Source organism: Bradyrhizobium sp. USDA 4504 (assembly GCF_054063995.1).
Genome location: NZ_JBSSGV010000001.1, coordinates 4,242,907 through 4,259,963 on the forward strand (window position 1 = coordinate 4,242,907; position 17,057 = coordinate 4,259,963).

Annotated in this window: 15 protein-coding genes and 1 pseudogene; 5 read left to right on the forward strand and 11 right to left on the reverse strand. The window is 56.1% G+C overall.

Features of this window, described 5'->3' with window-relative positions; translation table 11 throughout:
• Nucleotides 1-22: 22 nt before the first annotated feature.
• Nucleotides 23-289, forward strand: a pseudogene (locus tag ACVMB1_RS19900) (hypothetical protein); the annotation flags it as partial.
• A complete protein-coding gene (locus ACVMB1_RS19905; protein WP_456849048.1) occupies nt 171-422 on the forward strand; it encodes a hypothetical protein in 252 nt (83 codons plus the stop codon). The pseudogene ACVMB1_RS19900 and the gene ACVMB1_RS19905, both read left to right, overlap by 119 nt.
• Before the next feature lie 260 nt (nt 423-682).
• Here the strand turns inward: ACVMB1_RS19905 and tnpC are convergent, their stop codons facing one another.
• Both tnpC and tnpB (ACVMB1_RS19915) read right to left on the reverse strand, forming a co-directional pair.
• Nucleotides 683-2,263: an IS66 family transposase gene (gene tnpC / locus ACVMB1_RS19910; protein WP_456848986.1), complete on the reverse strand. Its 1,581-nt coding sequence runs from the start codon at nt 2,261-2,263 to the stop codon at nt 683-685.
• Nucleotides 2,264-2,337: 74 nt separating this feature from the next.
• Complete coding sequence (gene tnpB, locus ACVMB1_RS19915) at nt 2,338-2,553, reverse strand: IS66 family insertion sequence element accessory protein TnpB (protein ID WP_456848988.1); 216 nt, start codon at nt 2,551-2,553, stop codon at nt 2,338-2,340.
• Between tnpB (ACVMB1_RS19915) and ACVMB1_RS19920 the strand changes: the two genes are divergently transcribed.
• Nucleotides 2,544-2,837, forward strand: coding sequence for a DUF5372 family protein (locus ACVMB1_RS19920; protein ID WP_253636055.1), 294 nt, complete (start codon nt 2,544-2,546; stop codon nt 2,835-2,837). The genes tnpB (ACVMB1_RS19915) and ACVMB1_RS19920 overlap by 10 nt on opposite strands.
• 97 nt (nt 2,838-2,934) lie before the next feature.
• On the opposite strand, the gene tnpB (ACVMB1_RS19925) is transcribed toward ACVMB1_RS19920, so the two are convergent.
• From tnpB (ACVMB1_RS19925) to rfbC, 5 genes are all read right to left on the reverse strand, one after another.
• Entirely contained in the window at nt 2,935-3,135 is a 201-nt protein-coding gene (gene tnpB, locus ACVMB1_RS19925; RefSeq protein ID WP_456849050.1) for an IS66 family insertion sequence element accessory protein TnpB, read from the reverse strand.
• Nucleotides 3,132-3,482, reverse strand: coding sequence for a transposase (locus tag ACVMB1_RS19930; RefSeq protein ID WP_229163435.1), 351 nt, complete (start codon nt 3,480-3,482; stop codon nt 3,132-3,134). The genes tnpB (ACVMB1_RS19925) and ACVMB1_RS19930 overlap by 4 nt, the downstream gene beginning before the upstream one ends.
• A gap of 206 nt (nt 3,483-3,688) precedes the next feature.
• Entirely contained in the window at nt 3,689-4,621 is a 933-nt protein-coding gene (locus ACVMB1_RS19935) for a glycosyltransferase family 2 protein (protein ID WP_456849052.1), read from the reverse strand.
• A gap of 175 nt (nt 4,622-4,796) precedes the next feature.
• Nucleotides 4,797-5,840 (reverse strand): dTDP-glucose 4,6-dehydratase, encoded by a 1,044-nt coding sequence (gene rfbB / locus ACVMB1_RS19940; protein WP_456849054.1) that lies wholly within the window; start codon nt 5,838-5,840, stop codon nt 4,797-4,799.
• A gap of 10 nt (nt 5,841-5,850) precedes the next feature.
• Entirely contained in the window at nt 5,851-6,417 is a 567-nt protein-coding gene (gene rfbC / locus ACVMB1_RS19945; protein ID WP_456849056.1) for a dTDP-4-dehydrorhamnose 3,5-epimerase, read from the reverse strand.
• A gap of 755 nt (nt 6,418-7,172) precedes the next feature.
• On the opposite strand from rfbC, the gene ACVMB1_RS19950 reads away from it, so the two are divergent.
• On the forward strand, nt 7,173-7,646 hold the full coding sequence (locus ACVMB1_RS19950) for a methyltransferase domain-containing protein (protein WP_456849058.1): 474 nt from the start codon (nt 7,173-7,175) through the stop codon (nt 7,644-7,646).
• 369 nt (nt 7,647-8,015) lie between these two features.
• On the opposite strand, the gene ACVMB1_RS19955 is transcribed toward ACVMB1_RS19950, so the two are convergent.
• Nucleotides 8,016-9,911: a M10 family metallopeptidase gene (locus ACVMB1_RS19955; RefSeq protein WP_456849060.1), complete on the reverse strand. Its 1,896-nt coding sequence runs from the start codon at nt 9,909-9,911 to the stop codon at nt 8,016-8,018.
• Between the two features lie 182 nt (nt 9,912-10,093).
• Complete coding sequence (locus ACVMB1_RS19960; protein WP_456849062.1) at nt 10,094-12,121, reverse strand: hypothetical protein; 2,028 nt, start codon at nt 12,119-12,121, stop codon at nt 10,094-10,096.
• 671 nt (nt 12,122-12,792) lie between these two features.
• Between ACVMB1_RS19960 and ACVMB1_RS19965 the strand changes: the two genes are divergently transcribed.
• Nucleotides 12,793-14,355: an NF038122 family metalloprotease gene (locus ACVMB1_RS19965; RefSeq protein ID WP_456849064.1), complete on the forward strand. Its 1,563-nt coding sequence runs from the start codon at nt 12,793-12,795 to the stop codon at nt 14,353-14,355.
• Between the two features lie 162 nt (nt 14,356-14,517).
• On the opposite strand, the gene ACVMB1_RS19970 is transcribed toward ACVMB1_RS19965, so the two are convergent.
• Nucleotides 14,518-15,450: a glycosyltransferase family 2 protein gene (locus tag ACVMB1_RS19970; RefSeq protein ID WP_456849066.1), complete on the reverse strand. Its 933-nt coding sequence runs from the start codon at nt 15,448-15,450 to the stop codon at nt 14,518-14,520.
• Nucleotides 15,451-15,721: 271 nt separating this feature from the next.
• On the reverse strand, nt 15,722-17,032 hold the full coding sequence (locus ACVMB1_RS19975; protein ID WP_456849068.1) for a hypothetical protein: 1,311 nt from the start codon (nt 17,030-17,032) through the stop codon (nt 15,722-15,724).
• Nucleotides 17,033-17,057: the final 25 nt, after the last annotated feature.

A 17,057-nucleotide genomic window follows, 5' to 3' on the forward strand; every position in this document is an offset into this window, starting at 1 on the left:
CTATGTGGAGCGGCTTGTTAAGGTGATCGGTCATGCTGATCGAGCACGGCCGCTTTGGGATTGTCGCACGAGTCTATTGTTTCCCTGCGAACGCAGGGGAGCGGTCGGCGGCTCAGCACCAATCGCTGCTCCACTTTGTCGGCGAGGGACGGTGATCGGACGAGAAGGTCATGTCCAAAGTGCAGGAAGTGGTGCTGCCTGCGATCGAGCGTGCCGCACCGACGAAACTTGGACTATCGACGACACGGCCTTTCCCAAAAATGGGACGCATTCTGTGGGGGTGGCGCGGCAGTCTTGCGGACAGCTCGGCAAGCAAAGCAATTGTCAGCTGTCGCTGTCGCTCGCCAATCATCAGCCTGCCGGTAGCCTATCGGCTGTATCTGCCGGAGGCTTGGGCCTCTGACGTCGCCCGCCGCAATTAGGAGGGCGTGCCCAATCAGATCGTCTTTCAGTCGAAGATCGAGATTGTACTCGATCAAATCCATGCATCGCGGGCCTGCCGCGCGGCGTCGTGCTGATGGGCGCCGGCTACGGCAATCACAGCGAGCTGCGCGCCGCTCTTACCGGGCTTGGGGCTCTCCCATGTCGCCGGCACTCGTCTCGAGCACCACCGTCTGGGCTCACGGCACCGGCCCGTTTGGTCGCCACCATCACCCGGGCCGTAAGCGGCAAGCTAAGGCCGTCAAGCGGCGTGGTTCCATGGCATAAGCGCGTCGATTTGGCTGCTCGGCCAGCCGTTGGCGATACGCCGAAGTGTCAGGGCGAGCCAAGCGAACGGATCGACGTTGTTCATTTTCGCCGTCTGCAGCAGTGTTGCGATGGTCGCCCAGGTTCGTCCGCCGCCGTCGCTGCCAGCGAAGAGGCTATTCTTTCTCGTGATTGTTTGTGGCCGGATGGCGCGCTCGACGACGTTGGAGTCGAGCTCGATGCGGCCATCGGTCAGGAAGCGTTCGAAGATGGCACGGCGCGAGACGGCATAGCGGATCGCCTCGGCCAATTTTGATTTGCCGGAGATCCGCCGCAAGGTCTGCTGCCAGAGATCGAAGAGATCTGCGACGATCGCCGCGGAGGCTTGCCGGCGCGCGGCAACGCGAGCGTCGGGGCTTTGACCGCGCACGGTCTTCTCGACCTGCCAGAGCCTTGCCATCCGCTCGACCGTCGCCGTTGCCACCTCTGAGCTCCCTGCAACATGCAGCTCGTAGAACTTGCGTCTGCAGTGTGACCAGCAGCCAGCCAATGTGATGCCATCATTGCCGCGATCGGATCGCGCGAGCTTGTTATAGGCGGCATAGCCATCCACTTGCAGGATGCCGCGATAACCATTGAGATGGCGGACCGCGCATTCGCCGGCGCGGCTGTCTTCGAAGCGATAAGCCACCATCGGCGGACCGTTGCGGCCAAAGGTTCGGTCATCCCGGGCATAGGCCCATAAGTAGGCCGTCTTGGTCGATCCGGAGCCCGGAGCGAGCGTCGGCAAAGTGGTTTCGTCGGCAAAGACCCGTTCGGCCTTCTTGACCTCGCTGAAGATGATCTCGAGCTCGAAGCCGAGCTTACCCATCCATTGCGCCATCAACTGGCGGTCGAGCTCGACATGATCGCGGGCGTAGATGTCCTCCTGCCGGTAGAGCGGCAGGCCATCGGCATATTTGGCGACCGCGATGTGGGCCAGAAGCGCTTCCGTCGGAATGCCTCCTTCGATGATGTGGGCCGGGGCCGGCGCCTGGATGACGCCGTCCGCGTTCTTGAAGGCATACCTGGGACGGCGCGTGACGATCACCCGGAACTTCGCCGGCACCACATCCAGTCGCTCCGACACGTCCTCGCCGATCAGCACCTTCTGCTTGCCGGCATGCTCCGCCAGCTCTTGCGGCTCAATGACGGTTTCGATCCGTTCCAGATGGGGCGCAAAGCCCTTGCGCCGACGCGGTGCACGCTTGCCATCCGCCTGCGCACGGCCCTTGCTGACCTGGGCCTTGATCGCGGCGATGCCGGTCTCGATCTCCTCGAAGACGAGGGCCTGCTGTTCATCGTCGCCGTTCGCCGAGCCTAGCTTCTCCGATCGTCGGCCGAACCGGGCGCGGTCGAAGGCCTTCAGGATTTGCGTCAGCCGCTCGATGCGCGCATCGGCATCGGCGTTGCGGGCCTTGAGATCGGCGACTTCGCTCTCCAGAGCATCGGCGCGGGCCGCTTTCTCGGCCATGGCAAGCACCATGGCTTTCAGCGTCTCTACGTCATTCGGGAGGCTGAGATCGGGCGGCGTCATTGACCCGACCAGAGCACATTTTGCCCCGGTTCTCTTGACCTTTCAGGCCGCTGATTCACTTCGCCGCAGTGCTTTTACCCAACAATCTCCGGCGGCTTGACCGCCGCGGTCCGGACCCGCTTCCAGTCCATCCCATCCACCAGTGCCATCAACTGCGCAGCATTCAGCTGCACCCGATGATGCCCGATCCGCGGCCAGCAGAACCTCGCCTTCTCAAGCCGCTTGTACCTCAACTGAGAATGCAGACTCTTCGGATGCAGCGCGGCAGTTTGTGCGGCTGATGCATCCATTCCACCCATTGTTTGGGCGGCAGCTTCTCTGCGTCGGCAAACGATACAACCGGTATGGCGAACGCCTCTTGCTGCAGGGCGACGGCGCGACCGTATGGTCGGTTCCTCCGCAATGGACGGACCTTGTGAGCCCGGACGCTGAGATCGTCATGGGTCATGGACGGGCACTTTTGCGTACTTTCGACCTGATGGAGCTGGCCAGCCTGGTGAAGCGCCTTTCCGACGGGGCAGCGTTGCGATCGCGCGCAAACCGTAAGGATGATTATGCCGCAGATGTAAGGTGATTAATGCCGCATCAGCCCTCTTTTGTCCGCATCGCTTCATCAAATACAGGTTATAAATGCGCTATAGGCTACCTTCGCGACCTTGACAGCGATGCATTTAGTTTAAATAGAAGCACACGCCGAAGCCATCCCACCATACGATCTTTATTCGGTCGGCTCTTTTGGCGCGGAACACATAAAGCGCACCGTCGAACGGATCTGAGCCGGCATCGCGCACCAGCGCAACAAGGCCATCGATACCCTTGCGGAAGTCGACTGGATGGCTCGCCAGGAACGCCTTCACGCCGGAGGGAATCATGCCGAACGGACCGCCCGGATCACCCGCTGCAACTGCGCCTCGTCGACGTCCACGCCGGCGCGCACGATCACCTCGCCAATGGCAATCTCGATCACCGCGCCTGCCACAGGCGCCACCACACCCTCGCAACTCGGGTGCCGTGAGCGATAACGCCGCCGCTCGGCCCGAGCGTCACGGCGCCAGGCGAACAGCTGCGACGGGTGAATGCCGATCCGGCGAGCGATCGCCGAGACGCTCGCGCCAGGCTCCAGCGCCTCCATCACGACTTGGGCCTTAAACTCGTCCGACCAGCGTCGGCGAAGCTGCCGCGGCGCTCCCTCAAGACGGTCGGCGACCGCTTCGATCATATGGAAGGTTCTAGTTCCAGAACTAGGCGCAGACATAGAAGCTCACATCGGCTCACAAACTTAGCAGCCGATAGCCGATCGTTCACCCCCTCCGCCAGACGGGGTCTCCTTGCCGCTTACCGTTTTGCGCACGTCCGTCGCGGAACAACTTCAATCTCCGACACATGCCACGCATCGAGGCCGAGCCTCTACTGGATTACGCGGCGCTATATTTTCCTTGCGATCACCGCAACCAATAGCCCAAGATTCCCAATAAGGGTCTGGCGGTACACTCCTGATCGGACGAAATACCAAAGACGCTGAGGCAGCCATGCAGCGCGGCGCATTTCGATGAAAGCGTCGATGGTCTTTTGATTGTGATCAGTAATATCAGCCCTTAAGCGTCGTAGTGCGGTTAGATTAAGCTCGTTCCAGTGTTCCCACTTGCCCTGAAACAGACTTCTAACCCTCTCGACACGCGCTCGAAATCCCAAGTTTGATCCGACCAAATTGTCATGATGCTGCCGATACTTCAATGAGGGTTCACAATCATAAATCACCACACCTCCAACAGCCGAGATTACTTGGTAAGCAAGCCAGTCGTGAAGAAACGCGTCTGATTCGCCGACTTTCCTAAGAAGCCGCCGCGCTTGGTTGTTAAAAACCATCGTATTGCCACCGCCGATGCTTTGCACGAGCGCGTTTTGAAAGCTAGGACGCTTCGCGAAGCGCGGCGAGTAGCCGAGATGTCGCGCACCAACGGTGACTAGTTCAGTACGTGAGCAATAAAGTGCGGGACGATCCTGCGGGATGGATTGAAGCAGCGTAAGTGCTCGCTCAAGCTTATCGGCATACCAAATATCATCTTGGTCACTGAACGCGAAATAGTCGCCGGCTATCCTATCGTCCTGCACCAATGATAAAAAATTCCTACAAAATCCAGCCCGTGGTCCGCATCGAACCATCACGGACCAAGAGACCCGGCCCGCGAACTCCCGAACCAAATCAACTGTTCTGTCAGTCGAACCGTCGTCAGAGACTATAAGGGACCAATTCCGATGCGTCTGATTCACAAACGACTGCAGCTGATCAACTAGAAAATGCTCTCCGTTCTTAGCCCCTAACAGTATGGCAACGTGACAACTTGATGTGCCTGCCAAAGCAATCGCGCCTCACAACAAGCGGCTGCTCGCCGCATTCGTTTCACAAATAAGCTCTAGCCAAACTAGTTTCAAACGTCGAATGCTGCCCGCCGGATGGGTCAGAGGGCGCTCCCTGTCTTACGGCCTACATGACCTGGCTTTCAGCTCTTGTCAGATGAAAACCGTGTTACAATCATGTTGGCGCAAGTCCCAGCCGTTCACCGCCATAGATCTTCTCTCTCAAAGGTTGCCACCAATCTGCGTTGGCTAAATACCAGCGAATGGTCTTCTCGATTCCAGTCTCAAAGGTCTCCTGCGCCCGCCAACCTAACTCGCTTTCCAGTTTGGACGCGTCGATTGCATAGCGCTGGTCGTGGCCTGGACGATCCTTCACAAATTGGATGAGATCGTGGTGTGAACCATCAATCGGTCGCAAGCGGTCCATCCAAGAGCACACCCGACGAACAACCTCGACATTCTGGCGCTCATTGCGACCGCCGATGTTGTAGGTTTCGCCCGGCCTTCCATGGGTCAGAATGAGCCCCAGTGCCCGCGCATGATCTTCAACATAAAGCCAATCGCGCACATTAAGACCGTTTCCGTAGACGGGAAGAGGTTTGCGATCCAGCGCATTCAGAATCATAAGCGGAATAAGTTTCTCTGGAAAATGGTATGGCCCATAATTATTTGAACAATTCGATACAATGACGGGCAAATCATAGGTGCGGTGCCAAGCTTTCGCGAGATGGTCCGACGCGGCCTTCGTCGCGGAGTACGGCGAGCTTGGGTCGTAAGGCGTCTCTTCCGTGAAGAGTCCCTCACTACCCAGCGAGCCGTAGACCTCATCGGTCGAGACGTGGACGAAACGAAACGCGGCGTTGTCATGCGACGACAGATACCGTCGCGTCGCCTCAAGAAGCATAAAGCTCCCGATCACGTTCGTCTTTACAAACACGTCGGATCCAGAAATCGAGCGGTCAACGTGACTTTCGGCCGCCAAGTGAACAACAGCATCGGGACGATATTTCGCGAATATAGCGTTGATCGTGTCTGCATCGCAGATATCATGTCGCTCGAAATGATAGCACTCATGGGAAGCAACCGGTTCAAGCGAAGCCAAGTTTCCAGCGTAAGTCAGTTTGTCGACGACAACGACCTCATATCCGAGATCTAGGATGAAGTGGCGGCAAACAGCTGATCCGATGAATCCAGCACCGCCAGTCACTAGTACACGCATCTAATCGTCCTTAAATCGCAAAGTGGAAAGCGGGGGAGATTTCCGACAGCCGCGGTTGCTTCCCGTCCTTCTCCGAAAGAATGATGTCAGTTTTGGAAAGCGGCCAGTCGATAGCCAACGCAGGATCATCCCACGCAATGCCACGATCAAACTCTGGAGAATAGTAGTCGGTGACTTTGTAGATAACCTCACAGTGCTTTTCAACGGTGACGTAACCGTGCGCAAAGCCCGGCGGAATCCAAAGCTGCTTCCAGTTGGCCGCTGAAAGCTCAACGCCGACGTGACGTCCGTAGGTGGGCGAACCCGATCTAATATCGACGGCGACATCGAAGATGGCGCCACGCGTGCATCTTACGAGCTTACCCTGGGCGCGCGGGGGCAATTGGAAATGCAAGCCGCGGAGCACTCCACTCTCCGTCGAATAGACATGATTATCCTGAACAAATCGATATGCTTCCAACCCACGGTTCCCAAAGGCATCCGCGCGGTAGGTTTCTGAGAAAAAGCCGCGTGCGTCCGCATGTCTTCCAGGCGTGATCAAGATTACGTCAGGAACCTGTAAGGGTTCAAAATTCATGTGCAAGGCCCCTTTAATAATTTGCCTTAGCGCCGCACGGCTAACCTTACGCGACCGCCCCCCTAACCTGAACTAGAACAGTTGGTCAATGTCAAACCTATGGCGTTGAGAGTGTAAGGATTTTCTGTCGCGAGGCCACCATGGAGCATTTCAGCACAGTAGCAAACCAATTTCGTTCGTGTTAACAAGATCTTGGCCTAGATCGGCACCTGCTCGACCAAGGATTCGAGGTAAGCAGGACCCCGTCTGGGGCAGTGGGTGGGCGATCGGCTATCGGCTGCTGAGTTTGTGAGTTTGTGAGCCAATGCGAGCTTCTATGCCTGCGGCTAATTCTGGAACTTGAACCTTCCATATGATCGAAGCGGTCGCTGATCGCCTCGAGGGGGGCCGCGTCAGCTTCGTCGGCGCAGGTCGGACGAACGGACGAACTCAACGCGCAAGTTGTGAAAGGCACTGGGCAGGGAGCGAGCGTCTTGGTGATCGTCTGCGGGATCGGCATTCAGCCGCCGCGGTTGTTCGCCTGGTGCCGTGATGCTCTGGCCGAGCAGCGTAATCGCTCGCGGCACTCGAGTTGCGAGGGTGGCGCCTGTCCTTGCCCGCATCGTCGCTCATCCAGCTCATCGACTCGACGGACTTCTGCCTTCTGCCCTAGAATTGGACGTCAGCATCAGCGTTCCCCGCTCAAGCGCATGACTGCGGCCGGGCTCAGTACGGTTGACACTAGGCTGCACCAGTTTCGCGACTGGCTTCGGCGAATGGAAATGGGCACGGTTTTAGAGCTAGGAACCAAGAGGGTTGGAACTCGACCTTCGACACAACGGCGCAGCTGGGTTGCAGATACAGTCAGATGCGTCGCTAGTGATTTTGAAGCTGGCCAGGACGTCGATATCGTTGCTGATGACGACGCCGAACGCCTCTCGGAATTCTTTGCCCAGTCGAGCATTGATGCCATCATCGCCTGCTCCGTGTTTGAACACATTCGCAAGCCTTGGCTCGCTGCTGCTGAAATGGGAAAACTCCTTCGTCGGGGAGGACTCGTATTCGTTCAAACGCACCATACCTACCCACTGCACGCCTATCCGTTCGATTATTGGCGGTTCAGCTGCGAGACGATGGAAACGCTTTTTTCAGCAGAAAGCGGATTTGCGGATCAATCATCTTGGTATGACTTCCCGGCCTCAGGATTGCGGAAGCCGTCCCTCAACTCGCTGGACAGCAGGCATTCCTGAATGTCAACATTATCGCTTCAAAGGTTTGACTGCGCTGAGCCAGTGAGCCGGTTATTAGCTCCACACTCTATCTAGGGAGTCGTGCGCAAAATCCTAGCGGCGGATGGGCCGAGGAAGGCTCTGCTAGAGCTCGATAATAATACTTCCGCGACTACTTCGCTACTTCGCTGACCACAGTATCAGCCGCGCTCATCATTGTGATTAGCGACAATCGCCTCACATCGGCTCTCGGCCGTGAAACCTGATCCTGAGCGGGCTCTCGCTCGGTGTCGCTCCGTCGAAGGCCGTATTGGTTGCGAGGCGGCCAGAGGATTTGACCTTAAGGCTAGCTTTAGGTCAGGGGAAGGCCACTCTGATATGCAGCTCCTTCTAAGCCAAATGCCACGAGCCATCGGTGAAGGGCGACCGGCCTTCATAGATGCCGTGGTTGAGGAAGTGGTCGAGAGGGTCTATATGCGCAGCAGCCACGTCGCCGTAGCTCTGCAGATAATGCAGCGTGTCGAAGGCCGCGGAAGGGTCTCGACCTTCCTTCCAACCATATTGCTCGTAATGCTGTAGAGGGTTGATTCCCGCGTTTTTCACATCTGCATAGTGCGCGAGATATCCAGCATCGTCAAAATAGGCGTTTGGATTTCGCCCTTCCTTCCAGCCATACAAATTGTAGTGCAGAAGCGAATTGAGACCCGCGGCGGCAACGTCCGGATTGTGCATCAGATAATATTCGGTATCGAAGCCATTAACGGCCGTTCCGATTGCCACGCAGGCAGGCCGACCTTCTGCTTTGCCGAATTGCAGATAATGCTGCAGCGGATCAATCCCAGCTGCTTTGACATCAGGATTTTGTTGCAGATATAGGGTCGTATCAAAATTCGCGGAAGGATCGCGGCCTTCTTTCCAACCGAACTGGTGATAGTGATCGAGCGGGTTGTTTCCCCCTGCTTTCACGTCCGGATTTGCGGCCAAATACTGATTCGTTGAAAAGAACGCGTTCGGATCGCGACCCTCGCGCCAACCATATTGGTTAAAGTGAAGGAGCGGATCGATGTCGGCCTGACGAACGTCGAGATAATGATTGAAATAAAACGCCTGATCGAAGTCGGGATTGCCGTCAGGATACCAGAAAACTGCCGTGTCGTTGAAGACCAGTTTTTCGACATTTGAGAGCGTGTCAGTGCCATCGGGTCCCGCCACTTTCAAGCTAGTGCCGTTCAGAGGTGTGATGGAGTAACTTGACCGAAGCCCGGAAAAAATCGCGGTGTCATATCCTCCACCGCCATCGATTGTGTCGTTGCCGGCATTTCCTCGGATGACGTTATCGAGAGCATTGCCGATGATGGCGTCGGCATAGCTGCTGCCTGAAGCGTTTTCGATCCAGCAATTGAAGGCAATTGCAATATTGCTTGCGCCTAAACTCAGTGTTCCCACGGGAATCGAACTAAACGAGCCTGGATTGAGATCGATTCCGCAGGACGCAGATGCCGAGGAGGCATTGATGGTATCTGCGCCGCCGGTATCCCAGATGGTCATTGGCGCGTAGTTAGCGGGAGCAATCACCGTCCCGCTGGTGATTGTGTATGTGTCGTCTCCGGTGTGGCTTGCTTTCGCGCCGTACACGTATTGAATGGCGGCAATGTCGTACAGCATCGGCGTAGAGGGATAAATCAACCCACCCCAAGAGTTGTTGTACGACATAATGGTGTAGTATGTATTGTCCTGGCTGGACGGCAAATATGGTCCCGAGCTACCTCCCGTACCTGCATCGTAATTCCCTGGATGCTTAAGCCCGAGAGCATGCCCCAGCTCATGCAGAATCGTCTCGAAACCTGCGGTGCCGGGGGCTGAAGGGGGCAAATTGCCATTGGTGTTGACGTCCAGATAGACGCTGCCGCCTACGTCAACTCCGTTCATCACTGAGCGCGGTGGATATGTTTCGCCGCCAAGCCCTGAAGGAAGTTGCGCTTTTCTGATCTCTATGTTCGCAGTGCCGCCCGCGCTCACTTCCACGAAATTGATATTCGCAACGTTGCTCCACTGCGCTAAGGCGTGACGTACATATTCCATTTCCTGAGCGTTGAAGCTGTAGCTCGGGAGGTCTACTCCTTGATTGTACCAGTTGGGAAAATTGTAAGTTAGGGTGACGCCCTGCCCGTTGCCCAAATTCCAAAGATTGCTGGTGTTTTGGTACAGAAGTGCGTCGATGTAACTCGGGACGCCGGGATAAGCCGAAGGCACTGATTGGTCGTTAGCGTAAGAATATTCCGACACTATTTATAGCCCCTCGGATAATATCCGTCATACGGCTCATACGGGTGCTCCTTTTGATGGGTCGACCACGAACGATCCGCTACAAGAAAGTGGACAAGGATCAGGAGAGCGTCAACGACCCTTTGGGATAGAAACGAGCGCGGACCCAGAAGTCGATAGGCAATTCCGACGCTTCTGATAATTCATAAGTGGAAGTCAAAATAGGACGTCGCAGGCGTCGAATGCCCAATTGTGTGATCGTCATAAACAAAGCGGCCCTCATACGCGCCTTTCTTGAGATAGTGAGTTAACGGGTCGATCTGCGCCGCGGCTACGTCGCTATAGTCCTGCAGATAGTGCTGCGTGTCGAACCAGCTTGAAGGATCGCGCATTTCCTTCCAGCCAAAGTTGTCGTAGTGGGCAAGAGGGTCGAATCCAGCCGCCGCGACGTCGACATAAGCTTTGAGGTAGCCCTTGACGTCGAAGTAAGCGTTGGGATTGCGGCCCTCGTGCCACCCGAATTTCTGATAATGGGTATAGGGGTCCATTCCGGAAGCGCCGACGTCAGGATTGCTAAGCAGATAGTACTCGGCGTCGAAGCTGCCGTGAGTGATGCTGCTTCCTATCGCTGCGTAAGCCTGCCTGCCCTCTTGTTGCCCATACTGCAAGTAGTGCATGAGCGGGTCAATCCCCGCGGCTTTGACATCCGGGTTATGCTGCAGATACAGAGTCGTATCGAAATTCTTGCCAGGATCGCGACCTTCTTTCCACCCAAAATTATCGTAATGTGCCAGCGGATTGATGCCAGCGGCGCTCACGTCATGATTAGCTCCGAGATACCCCTTTGTTGTGAAGTCCGGGTTGGGATCTCGTCCCTCGCGCCAGCCAGAGCTGGCATAGTGCGCCGTCGGGTCCACCGCCGCGTGGAACACATCAAGGTTTTTGGAATCATAGAACAGGTTATCGACCAACGGGCTGTTGCTGACGGTGCTAACCACGCCGTCAGCAAACTGAAGCAGCTCAACCGACTTGGTGTACGTGCCTCCGTCTGATCCCCAAATATACGAATTTCCGAAGCCTGCCAAAGTCGGATGATAGGCGGCCAGAGGTGCTGAAAAGACCGCGGCGTCAGTACCAGGACCTCCGTTGTAATAGTCCCCCGGAAGGGCCGTTCCCCCGTCCAAGATAACTGTGGAGCTTGGTCCGGCTACGAGGATGTCGTTGCCCCGCCCGCCAAAGAGATAATCGTTGCCTATGCCACCTATCAGCCAGTTATTGCCAGAACCGGCAACGATGAAATCGTCGCCATCGCCCCCGTTGATAGTTGTGGCAGCGCCCCCCGGCTGGATGATGACATCTGCTGTGGCTGATCCCGTGAACGTAGCCTCCAGCGCGGCTGGTCCAGCCTCTACTCTCAAAACGAGTTCAACGGCCGCTGAGAGCGGGATCGTGCCTTGCTGCCCCGCGACTCCAACCAGACGAATGCCGTTCAGTATGTTGTCGGCATAGTGTTCAAGGGTTGGATTCCCAGGAAAAAGCGTTTGGTCTATCAACGCTTGCTGAAACGTATCGTCGGCGCCTTGCATGAACTGCTCGACCCGCGCGTCAAAGCCTCGATGCGAGAAGTAGGGATTTCCAACGCCCTTGATGCCGTCGCTCAAGAGCTGCATGCCATCGGTCATAACCTTTTCGAGCGCATTCTTGGCCGCTACGACGTTCTTGATGGCAGTACTCAAGCCTGAAAAGCCTGCAGCCGCGGCAGCATTCTCCACCAGCGTGTACATGGTATCTTTCGTGCTCACCGTCAGCGACCCCAAGCTGACTGAGCCGGCAATATCGGTCGAGAAGTCGTAGTTCACCGGCCCAAACATCATCTCGTTGTGCTGGGCATCCGTGTAGGAGAACATGCCTCCTGGGCCGGTCGTGCCAAAAGACGGGTTATAATATTGGCTGGGAATCTGTGATGGATCCGAAATGCTGAATTTAGTTGCCCAGCCGTAGAAAGTAGTTCCAACAGGATCCCAGCTGTTGTGCGCGTAAATCTCCGAGGAGGGTATAGTTGCAATATCAACCAAACCTTGGAGCTCAAACTTATGAATGCCGTCCTGAGCTGTGCTCCAACCGACCGACTTAATGCTGTATCCTGCTATATTTACATATGAATCTGGGTGTGCCTCGTATGGAGGCGTGTCGTTGTAGGTAACGAGATATCTAGCGACGTATGTCGGCATGATGACCTCTCAGACAGTATGATTTGCAACTACGGAAAACTGGCAATTGAAATAGCTAAAAGTGTTTGGACAGCCCTGTCCCGTCAATTGGCAACCTTACACTGCGACCTTCGGCCGCGGCCGCGTGCTTCCGGCCACCGTCCCGTTGGCTGCGATACGATAGTCGGGTGAGGACGGATCAACGAGCTCGCGCTGCTCTGCCGGCGCAGTCGGGGCGGGCGCAACGTTCGCCCGCGGCAGAACGGGCGCCCGGAACTCGAACACGACTCCATACCGAGCGCTCAGCAGCAAGCGACAAGCGCTTGAAATGAACCGGCGTCGGTGCTCAAGCTCGAAGTCGTCGATCGCGTCCGGCAGCGCCCACTTCGATTAAGACTTTGTCCGTCCCGTCCGAATCTCTGTCGGCACGGTTTCACGAAGTCAGCTGCATCAATGATGGCCTATTGGTCGGTCCAGCTGTCGTTACTCACAAAAGGACTTCGCGCACTGTAGACTTGGATGTGTAGACATGGATCTTTTGTAATGGCGGAAAAAACTAGGGCGGATATCACTTGCAGCTTGCGACCAGCCGGGCGAACTGCAAGCGTAAGCAGCATGCGCACCGAGTTGGGTTCTGGAGGGTTCCTTAAGTCGGTTCGCCCCAGTCTGCGGACGTGTCGGGAGGACGAGGCATGCAGATCAACCTGATGTTTGACCGCTATGCAAGCGCGGCTCCCCAAAGCTTCAAGGATGCGATTCATGCCGCGGCCAACATTCTCGATGCGACCTTTGTCGACAATATCACGCTCAATATTTCGATTGGATATGGCGAGATCCAAGGCAGCCCGGAACCATCAGGAAGCGCTTCGGCAGAGCCATCAGCTGGCATCTATGCAAGCTACTCACAAGTCTTCAATTGGCTGACGCAAAATGCATCCGCGGAGGTCCAATCCGGTATTGCTGCTTTACCCGCCGGGACAGCCATTCAGGGGCAGAATGAGGTCATCGTTTGGTCGGCCGAAGAGCGTCTTCTGGGGCTGCTGCCGCCACACGACTCCACCTTGGACGGCGCCGCCGGGTTCGCCACCGATATACCAACAAGCCTCTTGACTGGCGTTGCGCTGCACGAGCTCACCCATGCCATGTCTCGCGTCACCTACGACCCTCAGCCTGATATATTGGAGCTGTTCCGCTTTAGTGGCGTCGGCACCCGTCTGTTCGACGGAGGCATCCCGAGTTCTCCCTCCTACTTTTCGCTCGACGGCGGTCAGACTGATCTCGCGGATTACGGACAAACCTCAGATCCCAGCGATTTTTTAAATGCCAGCGGGCACACGCCTGACGATCCGTTCAACGAATTCTATGATCCAAGTACCGTGCAATCACTTTCGCGGATCGACATTTTGCAGATGGAGAGCCTGGGCTTCCATGCGGTCCCGCCGCAGCTCGTCCAGCAGCCAACGATCCACGCGAACGATCTGAATCACGCCGCCACGGCCTCTGGTTATAACCATTTTATTGATCTGCTGAACTTTGAAGCGAGCTTTCCGGATCTGATTGCAGCGTTCGGACTCGATCAGAGTGCGATGCAGAATTGGTACAATCAGCAAGAGCCGATCGAGAGGCGGGTGGCAAGCTTCGATGGTCTCGATTATCTCGCCTCCTACCCTGACCTGATTATCGCGTTCAGCAGCGCAGGCACGATGACCGCGGTTGAGGACGCCGGTGCGAGCCACTTCATTCAGTACGGCCACGGCGAACAGCGCTCGACCTCGTTCAACGGCCTTGACTATATCGCCAGTTACAGCGACCTCATCTCGGCTTTTGGAGCGAGTGGCGACGCCGGAGCTTTCCATTTCATTGAACATGGCTTCAATGAGCATCGCGGCACGACTTTCGATGGACTCGACTACATTGCTTCCTACCCTGATTTGACCGGCGCCTTTGGCGCCAACGAGCAGGCGGGGGCCACACACTTTATCGACCATGGCTGGTTGGAGCACCGCACAACCACCTTTGATGGCCTTGCCTACATCGCTGATTATCCGGATTTGATGCTGGCCTTCGGTGCCAATAACGACCTAGGAGCGCGACACTATATCAATTATGGCGCCGGAGAGCACAGAACGACAACCTTCAACGTCGCTGCATACGAGCAAGCCCACCCTGACTTGATCGGAGTATACGCCACCGACGATCAATTTTTGACCGCGTACGTCAACTATTATGCAGCAACCGGTCACTACCTGACCTAAGATCCGCGGCCTTGGTCATCCACTGCATTTTTTGGAAACTTCTGGCGCAGTTAATCACGTCGTCCGCGTAGGCTCACCGTCGGGGCTCGCGCGCGGCGTTCGACGACAATTCAGGCTGGATTGAGAGATTGAGCGTCTGTCGAGGGTTCTTCAAACAGCCTACTAAATCAACCCCAATATAGCTCCCAGATAAAGTCCAACCGTTTCGTGGACGTTCTGACGATATACCCCCGATCGCCACAAGAGAAAGACGCGGTACAGCAGCATGCTCCGGCGCGCTGCCGCGAAATCATCCAAGATCGACAAGGCAGGTGCCGAGAGTAAGTCCCGCATCTTGTTCAGGGTACCGATGTTTACCTCATTCCAATGTTTCATGCGTCGGTTCGCGAACGCCGTCGCTCGGAGATACCGTTGCCAAAAACCTCGGTTTGCCCCAATCAGGTTATTTCTGTGCTGTCGATACATAAGGCTTGGAACAGGGTCGTAGAACGCAATCCCCCCCGAACCGGTCACAACCTGGTACGCCCACCAATCATGGGAGATCAAAGCAGCATCGTCCGGTGCCTGGGCAAGCAGACGTTTGGCCGCCTTGTTCATGACCATCGTATTTCCGCCGCCCATGTTTTGCACCAGCGCATTTTGAAAACTTGGCGCTCGCTGAAACAGCGGCGAGAGCCCGGCGGGGCGGCCGTCTTCGTCAATAAGCTCGGTTCTGGTAAAATAAAGGCGCGGTATATCGGAGGAGCCCGTGGCAAACCATTTGGCCGCCCTCTCGAGCTTGTCGGGAAACCAGATGTCGTCCTGGTCGCTAAATGCGAATAACTCCGCGCCGGAGAGCTCCGCTCGTTTAGCTAACGAAACAAAATTTTGCCAAAACCCTTTTTGGGGTCCTTTGACGAGATCTATTCGCTGCGACACCGAATGGGCAAACTCTCGCACGATATCCACGGTCCGATCAGTTGAACCATCATCGGAGACAATGAGCTCCCAGTCTTGGTGCGACTGGGCAGCAAAGGACGCCAGTTGCTCTTCAATGTGCGCTGCGCCGTTAAACGCAGCGAGCAGTATGACGATCTTCTGATTTCCGGGCGGCATCGTGCATCAATAACCAGTATTCCAAACGACGACCGAGGCGAGCCGCCGCGGTATTGGAGATTGAGACGAGCGGAGATTGAGTGGTCTACAATCCTCCCCAACATAGCATTCCCCTCTCGGCTCCCGCGAGCGATATCTTGTCGAATTCGGGTTCCTCTCGAGCAGGGCGCCTGCCTGCGACATCCACCTCACCGCACCTCGTGTGGTCCACCAATCATTCTGTTTCTTGACAAATACGTCGCCGACTTAAGCGCGACTGGCCGGCAGCCATTTAAGAGTGAGCGGCTCCAGGTTCAGCTTCGAGAAGCGCGCGCGGCGTAACGAGCCATAGCAGATAGAGCAGCGCCACGCCGTGCGTAACGAATGCGACCGTGAGTGGAACATTGAGAAATACCTGGGGAAGCATCGCTCCGGAGAGCAATACGAATCTTGGAGGAAGGCCCGCCGATACCCGATTTCCGATAGCAACGACAAATCCGCATCCCAGGACAACAAGCGGAGCGAGCCATGGCCCGACGGACGCGATACCTTCGGTAGCGAATAGCGAGGCGTTGAAGTTACCGAGCCGATAGTGCTGCTGCATTATGACTGACAGCTGCGCATCGTAAGCACAACTTACAAAGGCTTTGACGACCGAGATCTGACAAAAATATGTTAGGTCGTTTCTGGAAAAAAAATGATTGTAGACATCAAGCGCGATGGCCGGAACAGCGATCATGCGAAAATTGATGATTGAGAATGGCAGCCCTGCTCTGCCTCCGATCAAGAGAACTGCGAGAAGCGCAACCAGCATAGGCAACAGAAGCGATATTATCGCGGCCAGCCGAAACTCGAAGACCTTGATGAGTAACAGAAGAAAGATCAGCCAGAATGGCGCAAATAGCGCAAGCTTGCTGAGCGTTATGGGGTATAGCAAGAATTGCAAGATGATTGCGAGCGCGGCGAGCATATGCTTGCGCCGTGCTACAAGGCCCGCGAAAGCAAACGGAAGGAGGCTGCTGATCATCATCGCGAGAAGATAGTTGAGTATCCTGGGCGTAACCAAATTCTCTCGGGCCGCAGCCATTTCGTCGATCGCAACAAAACTAAAACTGTAACGCGCTCCCGCAAAGACGGCCACTGATGCGAAGCAGAGCAACACGACGAGCAGCTTGTCAAACGCCGCCAAGGAAAGGCGAAAGTCGATCGAGAGCGGACGCGTCCAAAACAACGCTGGCAGCAGGAACAGGGCACCGGACACGAAGGCCGATATGCCGGCAAGCGTATGGTTGTAGTCAAGATCGCTGAAGCAATTGAGCCAGAGAAAGCTCAAAACCATCGCGTAGAGATAGATGCCTACATAATAGCCGATTGTTGGGGGTGCAAGAATGAAGCTGATCCCGATTAGCGCAAATCCCAAAGTGATCACGGCTGCAATCGCTAGCCGTTGAGGGTCGAAAAATACGTGAAACACCGCGGGATCGAACGGGATTGGCGCCGCAGTGGTCGCGAATGCGATCAGGGATGCGCAGCAAATCGCAACAAGTGCGCTGAGCAAGGCGATGCAAGTACGATGGAAACGGAGCGAAGGTTCTTCCAGCAAGGCGGACCTGACATGTGAGAGGCGA